The sequence below is a fragment of the Bradyrhizobium sp. T-12 genome, from assembly GCF_058314695.1.
The window spans coordinates 6,166,274-6,185,972 of the sequence record NZ_CM177756.1; the positions used below are offsets into that span (position 1 = coordinate 6,166,274).

A 19,699-nucleotide genomic window follows, 5' to 3' on the forward strand; every position below is an offset into this window, starting at 1 on the left:
GTTCGAGTTATTCAAGCTCGGCCATGAGAGAGACGCGAGCGCCGTGCCAGCGAATCAACGATGACCGCAATGGCAAGGACCGCGCCCGTAATCATGTACCGTAGCGACGAGGAGAGATCGAGCAGCGTGAGGCCGCTCGCGATGGACTGGATGACGATGACGCCGAGCAGTGCGGAATAGGCGCTGCCACGGCCACCGAACAGGCTCGTGCCGCCGATGACCGCAGCGGCAATCGCGTTGAGGTTCACATCCCCGGTCCCGGCCTGCTGGCTGGACGATGCCAGCCGCGCCGCGGCGAGAATGCCGCCGGCGGCGGCCAGCGTGGAGCACAGCACGAACGCGGACAGATAGACGCGCCGAACGTTGATGCCGGCACGGCGCGCCGCCTCGCGATTGCCGCCGACGGCAGACATCGAGCGGCCCCATTTGGTCCGCGTCAACGCGTAGTTCATGACCACGCACAAGCCGACGAACAGGCCGAACATCCAGGGAATGCCGCGCCCGAGATTGAGATAATAGACGGCGAATTCGAGCACGATGGTGACCAGCAGCGCTTTCAGCACCATGCGGCTAAGCGAACTGGCCGACAGCCCCGCCGCCCGCCGGCGCGCGGCCGTCCGATAGCCGGCCACGAACATGATCAGGCTCGCCAGCGCCGCCAGCACGTAGGACACGACCGGCGGCATGACGAGCATCTGCCCGAAATTGACCAGCGGCGATCCATACGGAAGGTTGATCGAACCGGAGGAGCCGAGCAGATAGAGCTGCAGGCCGAGCCACGCCAGCAGGCCAGCCAGCGTCGACACGAAGCTCGGCATCCCCAGGCGATTGAACAGAAACGCATAGAGCGCGCCGATGGCCGCGCCCAGCATCAGGGCCGTGACGATCGCAACGGCGACCGGCCAATCCTGGCCGACCCAGAGCACGCCGACGAGCGCCGATGCAAACCCGCTCACCGAGCCGACCGAGAGATCGATCTCGCCGACCATCAGGATGCAGACGATGCCCAGCGAGATCACGCCCACCGTCGAGCAATCGAACAGCAAATTGACCAGATTGTTCGGCGCGAGAAAAACCGGATTGAGACTCTCGAATGCCGTGCAAATGACGATGAGCCCGACGACCACCGGCAGCGAACCGAGGTCGCCCGACCGCACACGATCGACGAAGCCGCGGATCGTATTTCCAAGCGTGTCCGCGTGCTTGACCCGTTCGTCACTGCGGTCGAGCAGCCGCGCCGCCGAAACTTGTTGCGTGTCGTCGGTCATCGCCCAAGCTCCGGCGACTGATGGGCGCGGCGCCGGCTGGCGCGGCGCGAGACCGAGTTTTCGTCCGCACCGGTAATCGCCGTGACGAGATCCTGGTTGGAGACGTCGGGCTCGAATTCGCCGTTGTTGCGGCCGAGGCGCAGCACCACGATCCGGTCGGCGACCGCGCGGACGTCCTCCATGTTGTGGCTGATCATGATGACACCGAGGCCGCGGGCGCGAACGCGCTCGACGAGGTCGAGCACCTCGGCGGTCTGGGCGACGCCAAGCGCGGCGGTTGGCTCGTCGAGCAGGATGAGCTTCGGCTCGGTGAGCAGTGAACGCGCGATCGCAACCGTCTGGCGCTGCCCGCCGGACAGTGACGCGACGGGCTCGCGCACGCTCGGGATCCGCGCCGACAATTCGTTGAGCAAGGTCCAGGCACGAAGCTCCATGGAGACCTCGTCGAGCCGCAGCGGATTGAGCTCGCGACCGAGGAAGATATTCGCGACCACATCGAGATTCTCGCAGAGCGCCAGATCCTGGAAAACGGTTGCGATGCCGAGGCCGAGCGCGGTGGAGGGATCGGACAGGACGACATGCTCGCCGCCGAAAGCGATCGTGCCGGAGGTCGGCTGGTGCACGCCGGCAAGGATCTTCACCAGCGTGGATTTTCCTGCACCATTGTCACCCACGAGCGCCACGACCTCGCCGGCATGCACGTCGAGATCAACATTGGTCAGGGCGGACACGGCGCCGAAATGCTTGGAAATTCCGCGAAGACTCAGGACCGGCTGACGCGGTCCGCCCTGCACGTGCTCGACATCCGGGATCGCAGTCATTTGTCAGTCCGCCCTCTCGACGTTCGTCCCGGCCGCCCGAGCGGCCGGGACGAACACAGTTTACTGCGTGATGCCGAGCTTCTTGCAACCCGCGGCATATCGGCCCGTGCAGAGCTGGTCTGCCGTCTGGATCTTCTTGTCGATGATCTCCGCCTTCAGGTTCTCCTGCGTGACGACCGCCGGCACGAACAGCTTCGACGGCGCATTGAAAAGCGTGGTTTCAGCCTTGGGCGTCTCGCCGGAGAGGAATTTCACCGCCGCCTGGGCCGCCGCAGCAGCCACGATCTCGCTGGGCTTTGAGATCGTGTTGTACTGATCGCCGGCGATGACGAGCTGAAGCGCGGCAATCGTCGCATCGTTGCCCGTGACCGGCGGCACCGGATCGATGCCTGCGGCCTTGAAAGCGGCAATTGCGCCGCCGCCCGTGCCGTCATTGGCGGCCACGACGCCGAGGATCTTCTTGCCGAAGCGGGTGACCTGGCCGCTCGCCCATTGCTGCGCCTTCGGCGGCGCCCAGTCCGGCGTGTCGTATTCGGCGAGAATGGGATAGCCGCTCTTATCAAGGCCCTCATGGATACCCTTCTTGATGAGTCCCGCAGCGGCATCGGTCGGCGATCCGTTGATTTCAAGTACGCCCTCGCCCTCCTTCGCCGAGACATTGGCGGCCTTGAGATGCTTGACGAGCGATTCGGAGATGGCCTTGCCGATGGCTTGATTGTCGAAGGACACGTAGAAATCGACCTTGGCGTCGGGGACCGGCCGGTCATAGGCAATGACCTTGATGCCCTGCGATTGTGCCATCTTGACCAGCGAGGCCGCGGCGGTGGAGTCGACGGGATCGAGCACGATCACCTTGGCGCCCTGCGAGATCACCGAGTTGAACTGCTGCTGCTGCCGCGCCGCATCCGCGCTGGCGTTCTGGTAGATCACCTTGCAGCTCTCGCAGAGTTTCTTCATCTCCGCGGCGAACCCCGGATAATCGTGTTGTTCGTAACGGGTGGAGGCTTGGTCCGGCATCAGGAAGGCAACGGTGGCGTCCTTCACCTCGGCGGCCTGCGAGAGCATGGCCGTCGTGCCGAGCAGCGACAGGGCCAGAGCAAGTGTGCCCGTATATTTCGGGGAGAGGCTTTTCATTCGGACTTTCCTTTCCAGAACTGGAGTGCGTGGTTGATCCCTAACGATGAGCAATCGCTGCTTCCCTTGCCGGCGGAGACAAGTGCTGGCGCTGCGAAGCCGCGCGAAACTCCTGGACAAGCGATTCCTGTCGCGGGCTGCCATCGACATGCCCACGTTCTTCTTCCCGTTGGTCGTCCTCCTTTGCTTTTCGCCGCCTAGGCAGCGCGCGCCGTATCGCTGTTTTGCGCGAGCAATCGCCTGAAGCGCGAAGGCGGCATGCCTTTCTCGGCCAAGAACTGCCGGTTGAAATTGGAGAGATTGTTGAAGCCGACCTCGAAGCAGATGTCCGTGATGGACGCCTCCTCGTCGCTCATCAGGATCTGGCAGGCGAGATTGATGCGCAGGCGCTTGACGTATTGCACCAGTGACATGCCGGTGTGCCGGCGGAAGGAGCGCGAAAACGCGCTCTGCGACTGACCGGCGATGGCCGCGAGCTCGGCTTCACCGAAAGGCTGCGTCAGGTTCTGCCGGATGAACGCGAGCGCCTTGTTCATGCCCGCAGACATGTATCCGGACGGGTCGGGCAGATAATTCGGGCTGGAAAGCGGGCGCGAATTTCGGGCGCGGCTGAGCGTTCCCAGGATCATCAGGAACAGCTCGATCCGGCGCACGCCGTTCGCCGTCACGATCTCTTCCATCAGCGGGGCGAGCTTGTCGCTGGTCGAGCGGGTGAAGAGCGCGCCGCGGCGGGAGAATTCCAGCAGCGTGCCGAGGCCCGACAGTTCGGGCATGACCTTCATCATGTCACCGATGAACTCTTCGCTGAATTGGAGGATGCGCCCGCGCAGCGGAATCGTGCCCCCCGCCGGCAGATCGCTCACCCAATTGTGCGGCAGATTGGGACCGGTGAGCACGAGATTGCCCGGCTCGAACTCGCCAATGAAGTCGCCGACGAAATAGCGACCGCTGGTCGCCACGACCTGATGAAGCTCGTATTCGGGATGAAAATGCCAGCGGACCGTGTGGAATGGGTAGCCGTGCGACCACGCCTTGAACGACTCGCCGCGCCGTATCTGGACAACTTCCAGGTCCGGTTCCATATCCGCTCCCTTCAGGCCGGTGCGGTTTGCAATGACCGCCCCTGTTCCCTATCGGCTGAATTTGCTCAGCGCTTCCTCTCCCGGCGAGAGTAACGACCGGTACCCCCGCACGCCACCACGATTTGAAGGTGCAACTGATACTTTTTTGACAGGCGGAAGCAGACGTCGCCGACGTCGAGGGCGTGCCTCAGTTCAGGCTGCGCGTCAGCATCTGCAGCACGATCGCAAACAGCTCGCCCTGCGAGGAAATGCCGAGCCGCTGATAGGCGCGCTTGCGGTAGGTCAGCGTCGAATGCACGCTGATGCCGAGTCCCTGCGAGATCGCCTCGGAGCTGAAACCCGCGAGGATACGCCGGCAGACCTCCTGCTCGCGCGGCGTGAGAGAAGCGAGCGGCGCACGGGTCGCGAACAATGTGGCGAGAGACTGTTCGGGCGTCGCCTTCTGCTGAAAATGGCGCGCAACGCTTGCGCCGACCGCCGGTGCAATCGCCTGAAGCCGTTCGCGCTGCGCGGCGGTGAAGCGGCCCTGGGCCGCGATGCGATAGAAGTTGACGTAGAAGCAGGTGTCGCCGGCCCAGATCGCGGTGGCGCATTTGTCGACGATGCCGGAATCGTGGAAGAAGATCTTCCGGTAGCGCGCGCCATACATCCGCGGCGCGAATGCCGGCAGCATGATCGGCCCGCCGCCCTCGCCTTCGAACAGCGCGTCGCGATTGGGATCGGATTCGTGGAACTGGCCGGCATAGGCCGCGCCGAGGTCGCCGCCGATCGGGATGTTGCCGGCATCGAGCAGGCAGGACGCGGCCCCGGCGCGATCCAGCGCGAACACCATGCAATGGCCGACATCGGCGTGGCGGCGCAGCGTGTCGATGAGGACGTTCGGAAAGTCGGGGCGACCGATGGCGAGTACCGTCGGCGTGACGTCGCCGGCCGCCAGATTCGAGGCCATCCCTTCGGGCCGCATTGGTTTCCTCCGCCAGACGTTCTCTTGCGCGAGGATAGCAGTGATGGGATTTGACTAAAAGTCGGACGCGCCTACCACTTCTCGGTCCCGGCTCTGCGCGGTTGCGCTACGCGCTGCGGCGCGTCCGGGACACGTGCCCCACTGTCGGTCTCGTGCCCCGGACGCAGCGCAGCGCCATTTCGGCGGTGCGCTGCTGAGCCGGGGCCCATCGGAGGCGCACAGCCCCCTACCCCGCTGCCGCCTTCGCCGGGGCGACGTTGATGGCGAGCTTGCCGTAGCGGTCGGTGAAGGCTTCCGTATCGATCTCCTCCAGCTCGATCTCGCCGCTCATCACGCCCTGCTTCCACTCGGCTTGCGCCGGATCGTTCTGGAACTCCGGCATCACCTCGCGGCCGAACAGCTCGAGCGATTCACAGATGTGCTCGTGGCTGTTCTTGCCGGCCTGGTTGAGCAGGATGACCTGGTCGATATGCGAGGACTGGAAGCGCTTCAGCTTCTTGCGGATGGTTTCGGGCGAGCCGATCAGGCCGCCGCGCAGCGCCGCCTCCTGCGCCTCGGGATTGTCGCGCTTCCACTTGTTGTACTCGTCCCACATGTTGACGGTGTAGGGCGCGGGCCGCTGGCGGTTCTGCGAAGCGCCGTAGAAGCGCAGCGCGAACTGGAAGAAGGTGGCACCGTCCGCGCGCGCCCGCGCTTCCTCGTCGGTCTTGGCGCACATGAAGAACGAGACCAGCGCCATGTTGGGGTTGATCTCGTAGTCGGCGAGCTTGTGCAGCCGCTTGGTCATGGCGTTGTAATAGGCGTGCACCCAGGCGTGCGCGGCGTCGGCGCTGACGAACTGGAAGCCGAGCGCGCCAAAGCCGTGACGGCCGGCACGCTCGATGGTCGGCAGCTGCGAGCACGCCATCCACAGCGGCGGATGCGGCTTCTGCACCGGTTTCGGCACGACGTTGCGCAAGGGGATATCGAAATACTTGCCGTGATGCTCGCTGCCAGCGTCCCTGAACATCGGGAAGATCGCGGCGACCGCCTCCTCGAACACCTCCTTCTTGGTCTCCATGTCGCGGCCGAACGGCGTCAGCTCGGTGATGGACGCACTCTCGCCCATGCCGAACTCGCAGCGGCCGTTCGAAAGCAGATCGAGCACCGCGACACGCTCGGCGACGCGCGCCGGATGGTTGGTGGTGAGCTGGAGGATGCCGTGGCCGAGCCGGATGGTCTTCGTGCGCTGGCTGGCCGCCGCGAGGAAGGATTCGGGCGAGGGCGAGTGCGAATATTCCTCGAGGAAGTGATGCTCGACGACCCAGGCATGGTCGTAGCCGAGCTTGTCGGCGAGCTCCATCTGCGAGAGCGCGTTCTGATAGAGGGCGAGCTCGTCGCCGGCCACCCAGGGCCGCGGCAGTTGCAGCTCGTAGAAGATGCCGAACTTCATGGCGTCGCTCTCCCGCTACTGTCTTGTTGTTGCGGGCATTGTATTGAGCGAGGCGATCCTGTCCACCACGACGTCATTCCGCGACGTGGAAGAACAGGGATCGCGGGCCGGCGCGCAGACTCAGACCATTTGCAGATGCTCGCTGCCGAGCGGATGCTGACCGAGCAGAGCTGCAAGCGCCGCGATCGCGTCGTGGTGCGGCTCTGCCGTCACCTCGACCGTCCTGAAATACTCGCCGCAGAAATCCGTCCAGGCCTTGAGGTTGCCGCTGGGAACGCCGATCACGAGGCTCTTGCCGGACTCGATGCAATGGGCGATCAGGTCGCGCAAGCCCCCGCCTTCCGCCTCGGCTTTGCCGAACTTGTTGAGAAAGACGATCTCGGCGTCGGCGAGCTGGGCCTCGACAAGTTGCGCCGCCTCGAGCAGGCGCGGCGTCGACAGACGGCAGGAGGTCGCGCCCGCGCCGAGGTCCTCGGAGATCGACATCGACCGGCCGGTGGCGAGCTCGTGCAGAACCATGTCGCAGCGTGTGCGACCGGGCTGGGGCACATCCTCCTGGATCAGGCCGGCCAGGCTCTTGTCGGAGCGGCGGAGCTCGGTGACGAGACCTGAGAACCACCGGTTCACGGCGGGGCCCGAATCATAGACCAAGGCAACGCTGATGGCGGCGGAAGGCCTTGCGGCGCTATCCGCCGTATCGCGAGATTGCTGGAGCATGTCCATCACCTCGCCGCCTTTGCCTTGGCGACGTCGGCATCCTGCAGGAAGTCGATCATGCGCTGCACGGGGCCGACCTCGTCGATATGGTCGAGCATGTCGCGATATCCCTCCTGCGCCTTGGGCGGCAGCTTGTGCGCGATGCCCTGATGGCAATCGATGCAGGTCTTGCCTTGCGCGAACGCAGTCTGGTGCAGCTTGGAGGCGCGCGGCTCCTGCACCGCATACTCCATGTGGTCGAACTTGTGGCAGTTGCGGCATTCGCGCGAATCCGTCGTCTTCATGCCGCGCCACACGCTCTTGGCAAGGTCGATACGGTGCGCGTTGAACTTCTCCGGCGTGCCGATGGTCCCGAGGATCTTGTGCAGCACCTCGTTGGAGGCCTGGATCTTGCGGACGACCTTGTGTCCCCATTCCTTCGGCACGTGGCAATCCGGACAGCTCGCGCGAACGCCGGTGCGGTTCGAATAGTGAACCGTGTTGCGATATTCGAGATAGACGTTCTCCTTCATCTCGTGACAGGAGATGCAGAACTGCTCGTTGTTCGTCATCTCCATCGCCCAGTTGAAGCCGCCCCAGAACAGGACGCCGGCGGCGAACGCGACGACGACGATCAGTCCCCAGGCATAGCGCGCCGTCGGCGAGAAGAACCATCGCCACAGCCGCTTCAGGCGTCCCGGCCGTGCGGCGGCTATTGCGGCAGAAGTGCTGGAGTCCTGCATGTCAGCCTCACTTCGCCTGCGTCGCGTTCTGGAAGATGTTGCCGACCAGCGGCTTCGCATCGGCCTGCGGCACGTGGCATTGCTGGCAGAAGTAGCGCGTGCCGGCGACCTTATCGAGCCGCACGCCCTGGCGGTCGACGTAATGCGTCTCCGAGATCTTCGGCGCGTTGACCCGCGTATTGCCGGGCCAGTCGTGGCAGCCCATGCACGCGTTGTTCTGCGTGGTGATCTGGTAGCCGTCGACCTTGTGAGGGATCAGCGGCGGCTGCTGGCGATAGGCGCGCTCGAAGCCGCTCGCCGGCACGGACTGCTTGGTCACGTCGGGCGGCGCCGACATTTCGGTCAGCGGGGCCTCGCGCAACGCCTTGACCGGCTTGGCTTCTTGCGCAAGCGGGCCCGACGCCGCGAACGGAATTGCAAGCGCGACGGTCACGGCCGCCACCGCAATCAACGGAATCAGTCGAACAAACGTCATGGAAGGTCCCTTTCAAGGACGGCCGGCTGGGAAGTGACGACGCGCGCCGCTGGCGATGGCGCGGTCATGGAGGGGTCAGGGCGCACCGCATTGCGGCCGCGCAGACCGAGATGGAAGACCTGCTTGGAGCAGACGTCGATACAGGCGCCGCAGACCGTACAGTCGCCCGCGGTGATGACAGGCGTGGCGCCGGTGCGCTCGCCCCTGAGCGCGGGGCTGATGACGTGCGGCTCCGGACAGACGGCAAAGCAATCCATGCAGTCGTTGCAGGCCGCACGGTTGTCGGCCGTAACGCGCAGCAGCGCGACCTTGCCGATCTGACCGTAGAAGGCGCCGACGGGACAGAGATGACCGCACCAGCCGTGTTTGGCGACGAGCAGATCGAACACGAAGATCGCCGCCGTTCCGCCAGCGCCGAACCAGAGCCCGAACACCAGCGCGCGATGCAGCGCCGTCACCGGGTTGATCAACTCCCAGGCGATCGACCCTGACAGCGCCGAGGCCGCGAGCACTGCGCCGACGAAATAGAGCCTGAGGTCCGGGCGGATCTTGGCCGTGAAGGTGATGCCTAGCCGCCGCCTCAACCAGCCGGCCAGATCGGTCACCGGATTGATCGGGCAGACCCAGGAGCAATAGGTCCGGCCGCCGAGCAGGAGATAGCCAGCGAGCACGATGGCCGCGCCGATCACCGAGAGGCCCTCGGGCCAATGGCGCGCCGCGAGCGACTGCAGGAAGACGAAAGGATCGGTCAGCGGCAGCGTGCCGAGGGTCATGGACGAGGCCAGCGTGCCCTTGGCGATCCAGACGCCGAGAAGCGGTCCCGACAGGAACAATGCGAGGAAGACCAGCTGGCTGGTCCGGCGCAGCACGAGAAACCGCGAGGCGGCCCAAAGCCCTTTCTGCGCGCGCGCTTCGACATAGGGTCTGGCATTCGCCGTCATGGCACGCCTCCCTCGGGTCTGCGCACCGGCAGCTTGAGCGGCGCATCGACGAGGGCTCCGCCGGCCTTGGTCTTCTCTTCCCAGCCGCGCTTGTAGTGCTCGTCCTGCTTCAGCGCGGCGAGCTCGATCGGCAGCACCTTGATCGCGGACTCGGTCAGCACGCAGGACTTCTCGCACTTGCCGCAACCGGTGCAATATTCGGCGTGAACGACGGGCTCGAAGATCGCGTGCTTGGTCGTGCGCGCGTTGTGCGAAACTTCGAGCGTGATCGCCTTGTCGATGGCCGGACAGACCCGATAGCAGACGTCGCAGCGCAAACCCTGCAGATTGAGGCAGGTCTCGCGGCTCGTGATCAGGGCGACGCCCATCTTGGCCTTGGCGATGTCCGTCAGCGCATGCTGGAGGGCGCCGGTCGGGCAGGCCTTGACGCAGGGAATGGTGTCGCACATCTCGCAAGGGACGTTGCGCGCCTGGAAGAACGGCGTGCCCAATGCGGGACCGTCAGCCCAGTCCGCGAGCTTCAGAGTGTCGTAGGGGCAGTCGCGGACGCAAAGGCCGCAACGGACGCAGGCCGCCAGGAAATCCTTCTCGGGCAACGCGCCCGGAGGCCGCAGCGCCTGCGCAGGTCTGGCCCGCGAGGACACGCCGAATCCCGTCAGCATCGTCGCGGCGACGGCTGCGCCGCCGCCGAAACGCGTCATATCCTGCAGCGCCTTGCGGCGGCGCGGATCGCGCGGGATGCCTGAGCTGGAATCCGACATGGCTCGTCCATCGAGGGGTTTAGGTTGACGTCACGCGGCAGGCGCACTTCTTGAAGTCGGTCTCCTTCGAGATCGGGCAGGTCGCATCGAGCGTGAGCTGGTTTGCGAGCTGGCTTTCGTCGAAGAACGGGAAGTAGACGAGGCCACGCGGCGGCTTGTTGCGTCCCTTGGTCTCGACCCGCGTGACCACTTCGCCGCGGCGCGTCTGGATCTTGACCGGCTGGCCGCGCAGCAGCTTGCGCTCGGCCGCGTCATCCGGATGCATGAACAGCGTCGCGGCCGGCACGGCACGGTGCAGCTCGGGCACGCGGCGCGTCATGGAGCCGGAATGCCAGTGCTCCAGCACGCGGCCGGTGCACAGCCACAGATCGAACTCCTTGTCGGGCGTTTCGGCCGCCGGCTCGAACGGACAGAAGATGATACGCGCCTTCTTGTCCGGCTTGCCGTAGAACGACACGCCTTCGCCCGGCTTGACGTAGGGATCATAGCCCTCGCGGAAGCGCCACAGCGTCTCCTTGTTGTTGACGACGGGCCAGCGCAGGCCGCGCGCCTGGTGATATTGCTCGAAATCCGCGAGATCGTGGCCGTGGCCGCGGCCGAACTTCGCGTACTCCTCGAACAGGCCCTTCTGCACGTAAAAGCCGAATGCAGCACTCTCCGAATTCTCGAAGCCCTTTTGGCATTCGGTGATCGGAAACTTGTTCACCTCGCTGTTGGCATAGAGCACGTCGAACAGCGTCTTGCCGCGCACTTCCGGTTTCTTGGCGATCAATTCCTCCGGCCAGACCTCCTCGATCTTGAAGTACTTGGAGAACTCCATCACCTGCCAGAGATCCGAGCGCGCCTCGCCCGGCGCCTTCACCTGCTGGCGCCAGAACTGGGTGCGCCGCTCGGCATTGCCATAGGCGCCCTCCTTCTCCATCCACATCGCCGTCGGCAGGATGAGGTCCGCGGCCAGCGTGGTCACGGTCGGATAGGGATCGGAAACGACGACGAAGGCCGCCGGATTGCGATAACCGGGATAGCCCTCCTCATTCATGTTCGGGGCCGTCTGCATGTTGTTGTTGCACTGAACCCAATAGGCGTTCAGCTTGCCGTCCTTCAGCATCCGGTTCTGCAGCACGGCGTGGTAGCCGATGTTGCCCGGGATGGTGCCCTCGGGAAGCTGCCACACCTTCTCGGCCGTCTCGCGGTGCTTCGGGTTGGTGACGACCAGGTCGGCGGGCAGGCGATGCGCGAAGGTGCCGACCTCGCGCGCGGTGCCGCAGGCAGATGGCTGGCCGGTCAGCGAGAACGGGCCGTTGCCGGGCTCGGAAATCTTACCGACCAGCAAGTGCACGTTGTAGATCATGTTATTGACCCACGTGCCGCGCGCATGCTGGTTGAAGCCCATCGTCCAGTAGGAGATGACCTTCTTCTTGGGATCGGCGTAGAGTTTTGCGAGCCGCTCGAGATTCTCCTTCGGAACGCCCGACATCTTGTGGGCGTAGTCGAGCGTATAGGGCTCAAGCAGCCTCTTGTACTCCTCGAACCCGATCTTGTCCTTGAAGCCGGCCGGATCGAGCGCACCGTCCTTGCCGGCCTTGTGCGAGGCGTTGACCGCCTTCACCTCGAGCGCGTGGGTCGGACGCAGCCCGTAGCCAATGTCGGTCACGGTGGATGCGAACTCGACGTGCTTCTCGACGAAATCCTTGTTCACCGCGCCGGAATTGACGATGTAGTTCTGGATGTAGTTGAGGATCGCCATGTCGCTCTGCGGCGTGAACACGAGCGGATTGTCGGCGAGCTCGAACGAGCGGTGCTCGAAGGTCGAGAGCACGTGGACCTCGCAGCCTTCATGGGTCAGCCGGCGGTCGGTGAGGCGCGACCACAGGATCGGGTGCATCTCCGCCATGTTCGAGCCCCAGAGCACGAACGCATCGGCATGCTCGATATCGTCATAGCAGCCCATCGGCTCGTCGATGCCGAAGGTGCGCATGAAGCCGGTGACGGCCGAGGCCATGCAGTGACGCGCGTTCGGATCGAGGTTGTTGCTGCGGAAGCCGGCCTTGTACAGCTTGGCGGCGGCATAGCCTTCCCAGATCGTCCACTGGCCCGAGCCGAACATTCCGACGGTCGACGGACCGCCCGCCTTCAACGCCGTCTTCCACTTCTCGGCCATGAGCGTGAAGGCCGCGTCCCAGGAGATCGGGGTAAAGTCGCCGTTCTTGTCGAACTTGCCGTTCTTCATGCGCAGCATCGGCTGGGTGAGCCGATCCTCGCCGTACATGATCTTGGACAGGAAGTAGCCCTTGATGCAGTTGAGGCCGCGATTGACCGGCGCATCGGGATCGCCCTGCGTCGCCACGACCTTGCCGCTCTTGGTGCCGACGATCACGCCGCAGCCGGTGCCGCAGAAGCGGCACACGCCCTTGTCCCAGCGGATGCCGTCGGTCTTGCCCGGCTGGGCGGTCGCCGCTTCCGGCAGCGTGACCCCGATCGTCGAGGCGGCAGCAACCGCTGCAGCTGCCTTCAGCGCATCGCGGCGCGTCGCCGTGGCTTCATTTCCGTTCGTCAGTTTCGTAACCATCGTCGGTCTCTCCGGCTCAACGAATCTCAAATTGCGGAAGCGCGCGCATGCGCGCCGGAATTCTGGCAGGTGCCGCCGCAGCACGCGGACGGCTCGGTCTCGACGGCGCTCTCGTCATCGGCCGTATCGAATGCGTGAAAGATCAGCGAGGCGCTGACGACGCCGGGCAGGCGATGCATGGCGGCGATCTGGTCGATCGCCAGCGAGGCCGGCGTGTCGATCACGGTCAGCGCGAGCCGGCTTTCGCCGGATGCAGCCTCCAGCTCGACGCCGGGCAGCGCCAGGATTCGGTCCGTCAGATCGCGCTCCGCATTCGGTGCGAGATAGACGGCAACGCCGCAGATGTTGGTGGCTTCAGCCATTGTGCACGACCAGGTTTGCAAGTTCGGATACGAGCGCGATGCGGTCCCGCGGCGCGAGCGCGATGGCTTCGACCGGGCAGACCGGGATGCAGTCGCCGCAGCCGGTGCAGGCCGCAGCATCGATCACCGCGCCCAGCTTCTCGCGCGCGAGAATGCGGATGGCGGAATGCTCACAGGCTTCGACGCAACGGCGACAGACCACGCCATGTCTTTCGACGCAGGCGCTCGCGCTGGAGACCGTCGCCACCTGTTCGGGGCGCGTCTCTTCCAGCTGCGGCGCATGTGCGTCGCGGCCGGATGCGAACGGCAGAACGGCAGAAAACAGCGAGCGTCGTGACATTGGTCTCGGCATATCCGAATCCCCACGGGCAGCCCCGTGTTCAGGAATTTTCCAGGAGAATGCGCCCCATCGGGCACACCTCGGTCGACGCCATTGTCACCGCTGCGGACCATAGGTTCGTGCTGTCCAGATCGCATTGCGCTAGATCAAGAGCGCATCGTCATTGCGCGCAACGAACGATTAACCCGCGCGTCCAATGCGGTGTGAAATTGCGCCAATCGATCAAGGCGTTTACCCGGCTTTCATGTTTGAGCCGACGAAGCCGGTTCACGCGCCGAGAAGGCACGACCAGGAAGCGCTGCCGGCCTCGATTCCCGGGGCCGCATCCGCCTTGAAAGGACGGGTCGAATGGTTACCTTGGAGAGCGGCGAATCGCCGCGCGTCGCCCCTTTCTCAAGACAACAATGGCAAGCTTCACCCCGCATCAAGATGCCGCGCTCAAGGCCGTCGGCGACTGGCTCAAGGCCAAGCCCGGCCGTAACGGCACGCCGCCGGTGTTTCGTCTGTTCGGCTTCGCCGGGACCGGCAAGACGACGCTGGCCCGGCACATCGCGGAAGGCGTCGATGGCGAGGTGAGATTCGCCGCCTTCACCGGCAAGGCCGCCCTCGTCATGCGCAACAAGGGCTGCGACGACGCCTCCACCATCCACTCGCTGATCTATCGCGCCCGCGAATCCGGCGAGGAGCAGCCGAGCTTCGAGCTGTGGGACGACGCGCCGGCTTCGAAGGCGAAGCTGATCGTGATCGACGAATGCTCGATGGTCGACGCCGAATTGGGGCGCGACCTGATGTCGTTCGACTGCCCGCTGCTGGTGCTGGGCGATCCCGCGCAGCTGCCGCCGATCCAGGGCGGCGGCTTCTTCACCAACACCGAACCCGATGCGATGCTGACCGAGGTGCACCGCCAGGCGCAGGACGATCCGATCGTGCGGATGTCGATGGACGTCCGCGAAGGCCGCGAGCTCGACATCGGCCGCTACGGCGAGAGCGAGGTGGTCTCGCGCAAGGAGCTCGATCCTGACCGGGTCATGGGTGCGGACCAAGTCCTGGTCGGCCGCAACAACACCCGCCGCGCCTACAACATGCGGGTGCGGCAGCGCCAGAACATCGAGGACGCCTTTCCGGTCGCCGGCGACAAGCTGGTGTGCCTGCGCAACAACCGCAAGAAGGGCCTGTTCAACGGCGGTCTGTGGCGGGTGAAGTCGCGCAACACCTCGCGCTCGAAGTCCCGCATTCTCTCGATGCGGCTGTCGCCGGACGAGGATTTCGGCCACAAGGTGACCAAGGTCTCGGTGCGCGCCGATTGCTTCGAAGGCGGCATCGAGCAGATCGCCTGGGAGCAGCGCAAGCCGTACGACGAGTTCGACTACGGCTACGTGCTCACCGTGCACAAGTCGCAGGGCTCGCAATGGGACGACGTCGTGCTGTTCGACGAGAGCTTTGCGTTCCAGGATTCGCGGGCGCGGTGGCTATACACGGGCATCACGCGGGCGGCGAAACGATTGAGTATCGTGGTGTAAAGCCACTGCGTCATTTCCCCGCCACGAAGTAAAAATCCTCGCGTCCCGGCGGCGAGCCGTAGGTGAAGGGCTGCTGCTCGTGCTTGGTCGCGGCCCAGACGTCGTCGCGGATGATGTCGAACAGCTTTCTGATCTCGACGCGGGGCTGCTTGATCTCGCGGGCCAGCGCAGTAGCGAACGGGCTGTTGGCGGCACCGTCGCCGTCCATCGCGGTCTCGCCGTGCTTGGCGGCGTAGACAACCATGAAGCCGGCACCGGGCTCGATGTTGGAAAAGCCCTTGTCGACCAGCTTCAGCGACAGCGTGCGCTGCATGGTCGGCGCGAACGGATTGTCGCGGCAGGCGTCGAGAACCACCAAGCGCATCTTTCGCGCGGCGCCGACCGCGGCGATGACCTGCTCGAGGGCGACCGCCTGCGCCTCGGCGTCCTTGTCGGCGGCGAGCTTGGCGTCGACGGGAACGAGATAGTTCACCCCGCCGATCTCGAAGCCGTGGCCGGCGTAATAGACCACGGCCCAGTCGGCCTTCTCCGCTTCCTCCGCGAAGGCCTTCAACGCGTCGAAGAACTTGTCGCGGGTGAGGTCACTGACGGACATCACTGTCTGGAAGCCGACGTCGCGCAGCACGCTCGCGATCAGCCTGGAATCGCGCGGCGGATTGGGCAAAGCATGGACGTTCTTGTAGGCGCCGTTGCCGATCACCAGCGCGACGCGGCGGCCGGTGGGTGCGCTCCCCGGCGTCAGCGCGGCGAGCCGCTCCTGCGCGATGGCGCGGGCGCGCGCAACTTCGGTGTCGTCGAACTTCGTCAGCGAATAGGCCGCGGCGCGATAGTCGGCGCGGGCTTGCGCCAGGTCCTTCCGGCGCTCGTAGATCTGGCCGCGGCCGGAATGGGCGCGGACATTGTTCGGGTTGATCTGGAGGGCCGCGTTGTAGTCCTTCAGGGCGGCATCGAAGTCGCCCTTCATCATGCTGACATCGGCGCGATTGTTGATCACGAACACGTTCGTCGGCTGCTTCTCGATCAGGCGGTTGCAGTCGGCAAAGGCCTGATCGAACTGCCTCATCATGCCGTAGGTGACGCAGCGGTTGCCGGCGATCTGCGGGGCGGCCGGGTCGATCTTCTCGGCCTCGGCGAAGTCGGCGATCGCGCCGTCGAAATCCTTGAGCAGCGTCCGCGCGCGGGCGCGGTTGGTCCAGGCCAGCAGGAATTTCGGCGTGTACTTGATCGACAGGCTGAAATCGTCGATCGCGCTTTGCAGCGCGCCGCGGCGTGCGTGAATGACGCCGCGGTTGTTGTAGGGAACGCCATAGGCCGGGCGCTTCTGAAGCGCGAGATTGTAGTCCGCCATGGCGAGGTCGTCCTGGCCCTTGCGCTCATAAGCGAGGCCGCGCAGGTTGAGGGCGATGACGTAGTCCGGATCGAGATCGAGCGCGATGGACAGGGTCTCGATCGCGTGGTCGTAGTCGCGCTTGTTGAGCTGCGTGGTGCCGCGCACGGAGAGCGCGATCGCCTTGTCCTTGCCACTGACCTTGTCGGCCTTCAGCAGATTTTCGCAGGCGCTCGCGCGGGCCTGGGCCTCTGCCTGGCGGTCACGGCAGATGGTGAGGTCGTCGGCCTGCGGGTCGGCCGCCGCGCCCGGCACGCCGGCGGCCAGGAGGACGAGGGTCAGGGAAACGGCGCGCAGCATGGTGTCAGGCCTGCTCCAGCCAGCAAAGTCTTCTTGAGTCGATGATCGATCGCCCGGGTTCATCTAACGCGGAGTTCCCGGCCTCGCCAAGGTCGCGCTGGCCCCCCGCGCGGCTCACGTCACGGAGTCGTGTCCGTCCCGTCGTAACAATCGGCGGCTGCGTCCGTACCTCGGATGATGCGAAAGGGGCCGGACAACTGTTCGTCCGGCCCCGACCGTCCTAGACTGTCAGACCTTCCGAAAGAGGATCCGCCATGCGCCGACCTGCCCTCGCCTCCCTGCTGGCCGCAACCACTGCCCTCTCGCTCACCTTTGCGGCGCCGTCCCGGGCCGCCGAGGAGGCGGTCGTGATTCCCGCCCCCGCCATGGATGCGGCCCCCGCGAGCGGGATCCAGACCGCCGTGGTCGCTGGCGGCTGCTTCTGGGGCGTGCAGGGCGTCTTCCAGCACACCGCGGGCGTCGTCAACGCGGTCTCCGGCTATGCCGGCGGCACCAAGGCCACCGCCGACTACCAGACCGTCTCGAGCGGCCGGACCGGCCATGCCGAATCGGTCGAGATCAAGTACGACCCGAAGAAGATCTCCTACGGCAAGATCCTCCAGATCTACTTCTCGGTGGTGCACGACCCGACCCAGCTCAACCGCCAGGGCCCCGACGTCGGCCCGCAATATCGCTCGGCCGTCTTCACCACCTCGGACGAGCAGAAGAAAGTGGCGGAGGCCTATATCGCCCAGCTCAACGGCGCCAAGGTCTTCAGCAAGCCGATCGTGACCAAGGTCGGCGCGCTGGAGGCGTTCTACCCGGCGGAGGCCTACCACCAGGATTATCTGACCCTGCACCCGAACCAGCCCTACATCGCCTATAACGACCTGCCCAAGGTCGAGAACCTGAAAAAGCTGTTCGCGGATAACTACATCGAAAAACCGACGCTGGTGAGTGCCAGCAAGGCCACCAACTGATCGCAAGATCACTTCAAGAACGGGAGACCCATGCCCGACACCAAGACGAAGACCACCGACGACAAGGTCATCAAGAGCGAGGAGCAGTGGCGGCGCGAATTGTCGCCGATGCAGTACGCGGTGCTGCGCGAGAAGGCGACCGAGCGCCCCTTCTCGGGCGAATATGAGCACGATCACCGCGCCGGCACCTATGTCTGCGCCGGCTGCGGCAATGTGCTGTTCGAGTCAGACGCCAAGTTCGATTCCGGCTGCGGCTGGCCGAGTTTCACCGCGCCTGCCGTCGAGAGCCATATCGACGAGGAGCGGGATGCCAGCCACGGCATGATCCGCACCGAGGTGCTCTGCTCCAAATGCAGCGGCCATCTCGGCCATGTCTTTCCCGACGGCCCGGGGCCGACCGGCCTGCGCTACTGCATCAACTCGGCGGCGCTGAAGCTGGAGCCGAAATAATCGGTCTGTACGGTCGGGTTCCTTCATGGAACCCGACCGCCCGATGTGCTTTTCTTCTCTGGCGGTGCGGCCGATCATCGCATCTTGGCGGCCGCCAGGGAGGAAGCCATGCTCGGAACCATCCTAATCATCCTGGTGATCATTTATCTGCTCGGGGGCCTGTCCGGCCGCATGGGCGGTTATGGCTATGGCCTCGGCCATTCCGGCATGGGGATCGGGGGCGTCGTGCTCGTGGTGCTGGTCGTCCTGCTGCTTCTTGGAAAATTATAAATCATATAAAATATTGAAATTGCTACATTTATTGCGGCTGCGGGGCTGCCATGCGTGGATTCATCATCTCCCATCGCAGGGGTCGCATTTTTGTCAAAACGGCCTATATTAGAGGGCGAAAATGGCATGTGCGGCGGGCCCGCTCGATTGCGGCCCTGCCCTCCCAAACCCCACGCGCTTAAAGCCCCAGAGAAGATCACGAGGTCTTTGACCATGCGTCCACTGCGTCCGTTCAACTTCAACACCTCCGCCGAACTCTTCCCCGCCGCGATCCGCAAGAAGAAGCGTGCGGGCTTCACCTATCGCCGGTTCGGCACCGCGGCCGAAGCCGTGCAGTTCGCGATGGAGCAGTTGCCGACGGATTCGCTGAACGGCGCCTATCTCCAGGTCGAGGAAGCGCGCTTCGACCAGAACGGCATCCGCTCGCTCTATGAGAGCGAAGCCTTCCCGCTGCCCCGCCGCCCCAAGCCGGCGCAGACGGCAGAGACCGACGCCGACGCGGCGTAAGTTTTCGCAAGCCTCCGATGTGCGCAGAAGGCGCGACGGCCGAAAGGTTGTCGCGCTTTTTGCGTTTTTGAACGCGGCGTTTCCGCGCCCCTCGGCGTTTCCGCGCCCCTCATGGCCAGGGACAAGCCAGGGCATGACGACCATTCGGACATGTTCGATTGCGGAGAACGACGCTCTTAAATCCGCGGCTGCTTGTCGAGCCAGCGGCGGAGCAGACGCACGTTGCGCATGTTGGCGCGGAACATGACGTCGAAAGCGTCGCCCGCGAACGGCACCATGCCGACCACGCCATCGAGCGCGACGTTGCCGAGCATGCGCGCGGTGAGGTACCAGGGCGCGCCCAGCGTGCGGGCCTCGCGCACCAGCCACAGCGAGATCGCCGTGGTGATGATGTCGCCGACCACGGGGATCAGACCGATCAGGCCGTCGATGCCGTAGCGGATGTTGGTGCCGGGCAGGATGAAGGCGACGTCGAGCAGCTTTGCAATCGCCTCGAGCCGCGCGATCCGTTGCTCGCGCGTCAGATTGCCGAATGGATTGCCTTGCCCGAGATCGAAGCGAAACTCGCGAAATCCCTGCTCAAGCGTTTCGGGGCGGATCTCATGGCCCTCCTGGTCGATGATCGGGCCGCGCGCCGCCTTGCCTGAGGCCGCATGCGAACCGCTCCCTGAACGGGACCTGCGCGGAGCGATGATATCGTCGTCGGACATGGTCATGG

The 19,699-nt window shown here is 64.8% G+C and carries 21 protein-coding genes; 5 read left to right on the forward strand and 16 right to left on the reverse strand.

All coding sequences use genetic code 11. The features are described 5' to 3' along the window. Nucleotides 1–11: 11 nt before the first annotated feature. The 14 genes from AC0WRY_RS29410 to AC0WRY_RS29475 form a co-directional block, all read right to left on the reverse strand. The gene (locus AC0WRY_RS29410) at nucleotides 12–1,268 is read right to left on the reverse strand and encodes a sugar ABC transporter permease (RefSeq protein ID WP_491122116.1); all 1,257 of its coding nucleotides are present in this window, start codon (nucleotides 1,266–1,268) and stop codon (nucleotides 12–14) included. Continuing rightward, the gene (locus AC0WRY_RS29415) at nucleotides 1,265–2,089 is read right to left on the reverse strand and encodes an ATP-binding cassette domain-containing protein (RefSeq protein WP_491122117.1); all 825 of its coding nucleotides are present in this window, start codon (nucleotides 2,087–2,089) and stop codon (nucleotides 1,265–1,267) included. Before AC0WRY_RS29415 ends, AC0WRY_RS29410 begins: the two co-directional genes overlap by 4 nt. 60 nt (nucleotides 2,090–2,149) lie before the next feature. Continuing rightward, a complete protein-coding gene (locus AC0WRY_RS29420; protein WP_491122118.1) occupies nucleotides 2,150–3,223 on the reverse strand; it encodes an ABC transporter substrate-binding protein in 1,074 nt (357 codons plus the stop codon). A 197-nt stretch (nucleotides 3,224–3,420) separates the two neighbouring features. Next, nucleotides 3,421–4,305, reverse strand: coding sequence for an AraC family transcriptional regulator (locus AC0WRY_RS29425; RefSeq protein WP_211416037.1), 885 nt, complete (start codon nucleotides 4,303–4,305; stop codon nucleotides 3,421–3,423). A gap of 187 nt (nucleotides 4,306–4,492) precedes the next feature. Then, nucleotides 4,493–5,269, reverse strand: a complete 777-nt coding sequence (locus AC0WRY_RS29430; protein WP_491122119.1) for a helix-turn-helix transcriptional regulator — start codon at nucleotides 5,267–5,269, stop codon at nucleotides 4,493–4,495. Between the two features lie 226 nt (nucleotides 5,270–5,495). Next, nucleotides 5,496–6,701 (reverse strand): LLM class flavin-dependent oxidoreductase, encoded by a 1,206-nt coding sequence (locus tag AC0WRY_RS29435; RefSeq protein ID WP_491122120.1) that lies wholly within the window; start codon nucleotides 6,699–6,701, stop codon nucleotides 5,496–5,498. A gap of 120 nt (nucleotides 6,702–6,821) precedes the next feature. Beyond that, nucleotides 6,822–7,418: a DUF2478 domain-containing protein gene (locus tag AC0WRY_RS29440; protein WP_285807894.1), complete on the reverse strand. Its 597-nt coding sequence runs from the start codon at nucleotides 7,416–7,418 to the stop codon at nucleotides 6,822–6,824. A gap of 5 nt (nucleotides 7,419–7,423) precedes the next feature. Continuing rightward, on the reverse strand, nucleotides 7,424–8,140 hold the full coding sequence (locus AC0WRY_RS29445) for a NapC/NirT family cytochrome c (protein ID WP_194404245.1): 717 nt from the start codon (nucleotides 8,138–8,140) through the stop codon (nucleotides 7,424–7,426). A gap of 7 nt (nucleotides 8,141–8,147) precedes the next feature. After that, on the reverse strand, nucleotides 8,148–8,615 hold the full coding sequence (locus AC0WRY_RS29450; RefSeq protein WP_194404246.1) for a nitrate reductase cytochrome c-type subunit: 468 nt from the start codon (nucleotides 8,613–8,615) through the stop codon (nucleotides 8,148–8,150). Beyond that, nucleotides 8,612–9,556, reverse strand: coding sequence for a quinol dehydrogenase ferredoxin subunit NapH (gene napH / locus AC0WRY_RS29455; RefSeq protein WP_491122121.1), 945 nt, complete (start codon nucleotides 9,554–9,556; stop codon nucleotides 8,612–8,614). The genes AC0WRY_RS29450 and napH overlap by 4 nt, the downstream gene beginning before the upstream one ends. Continuing rightward, nucleotides 9,553–10,317, reverse strand: coding sequence for a ferredoxin-type protein NapG (napG, locus tag AC0WRY_RS29460; RefSeq protein WP_491122122.1), 765 nt, complete (start codon nucleotides 10,315–10,317; stop codon nucleotides 9,553–9,555). Before napG ends, napH begins: the two co-directional genes overlap by 4 nt. 19 nt (nucleotides 10,318–10,336) lie before the next feature. Further along, on the reverse strand, nucleotides 10,337–12,886 hold the full coding sequence (napA, locus tag AC0WRY_RS29465; protein ID WP_491122123.1) for a nitrate reductase catalytic subunit NapA: 2,550 nt from the start codon (nucleotides 12,884–12,886) through the stop codon (nucleotides 10,337–10,339). A gap of 26 nt (nucleotides 12,887–12,912) precedes the next feature. Further along, nucleotides 12,913–13,248, reverse strand: coding sequence for a chaperone NapD (locus tag AC0WRY_RS29470; protein WP_194404250.1), 336 nt, complete (start codon nucleotides 13,246–13,248; stop codon nucleotides 12,913–12,915). Next, nucleotides 13,241–13,588 carry a 4Fe-4S dicluster domain-containing protein gene (locus AC0WRY_RS29475; protein ID WP_491122124.1) on the reverse strand — a complete coding sequence of 116 codons (348 nt, stop codon included), beginning with the start codon at nucleotides 13,586–13,588 and terminating at the stop codon, nucleotides 13,241–13,243. Before AC0WRY_RS29475 ends, AC0WRY_RS29470 begins: the two co-directional genes overlap by 8 nt. A gap of 404 nt (nucleotides 13,589–13,992) precedes the next feature. Here AC0WRY_RS29475 and AC0WRY_RS29480 point away from each other — a divergent pair, with 404 nt between their 5' ends. Continuing rightward, nucleotides 13,993–15,108: an ATP-dependent DNA helicase gene (locus AC0WRY_RS29480; protein WP_491122125.1), complete on the forward strand. Its 1,116-nt coding sequence runs from the start codon at nucleotides 13,993–13,995 to the stop codon at nucleotides 15,106–15,108. A gap of 10 nt (nucleotides 15,109–15,118) precedes the next feature. Here AC0WRY_RS29480 and AC0WRY_RS29485 read toward each other — a convergent pair whose 3' ends face one another. Continuing rightward, nucleotides 15,119–16,795 carry a caspase family protein gene (locus AC0WRY_RS29485; protein ID WP_212067351.1) on the reverse strand — a complete coding sequence of 559 codons (1,677 nt, stop codon included), beginning with the start codon at nucleotides 16,793–16,795 and terminating at the stop codon, nucleotides 15,119–15,121. Nucleotides 16,796–17,049: 254 nt separating this feature from the next. Between AC0WRY_RS29485 and msrA the strand changes: the two genes are divergently transcribed. The 4 genes from msrA to AC0WRY_RS29505 all read left to right on the forward strand — a co-directional run bounded on the left by msrA (nucleotide 17,050) and on the right by AC0WRY_RS29505 (nucleotide 18,981). After that, nucleotides 17,050–17,754, forward strand: coding sequence for a peptide-methionine (S)-S-oxide reductase MsrA (msrA, locus tag AC0WRY_RS29490; RefSeq protein ID WP_194404254.1), 705 nt, complete (start codon nucleotides 17,050–17,052; stop codon nucleotides 17,752–17,754). A gap of 30 nt (nucleotides 17,755–17,784) precedes the next feature. Beyond that, complete coding sequence (msrB, locus tag AC0WRY_RS29495) at nucleotides 17,785–18,204, forward strand: peptide-methionine (R)-S-oxide reductase MsrB (protein ID WP_194404255.1); 420 nt, start codon at nucleotides 17,785–17,787, stop codon at nucleotides 18,202–18,204. Between the two features lie 108 nt (nucleotides 18,205–18,312). Then, the gene (locus AC0WRY_RS29500) at nucleotides 18,313–18,474 is read left to right on the forward strand and encodes a DUF3309 family protein (protein ID WP_194404256.1); all 162 of its coding nucleotides are present in this window, start codon (nucleotides 18,313–18,315) and stop codon (nucleotides 18,472–18,474) included. A 213-nt stretch (nucleotides 18,475–18,687) separates the two neighbouring features. Continuing rightward, on the forward strand, nucleotides 18,688–18,981 hold the full coding sequence (locus tag AC0WRY_RS29505; RefSeq protein WP_194404257.1) for a hypothetical protein: 294 nt from the start codon (nucleotides 18,688–18,690) through the stop codon (nucleotides 18,979–18,981). 176 nt (nucleotides 18,982–19,157) lie between these two features. Here the strand turns inward: AC0WRY_RS29505 and AC0WRY_RS29510 are convergent, their stop codons facing one another. Then, entirely contained in the window at nucleotides 19,158–19,697 is a 540-nt protein-coding gene (locus AC0WRY_RS29510; protein ID WP_491122126.1) for a DUF4112 domain-containing protein, read from the reverse strand. Nucleotides 19,698–19,699 lie beyond the last annotated feature (2 nt).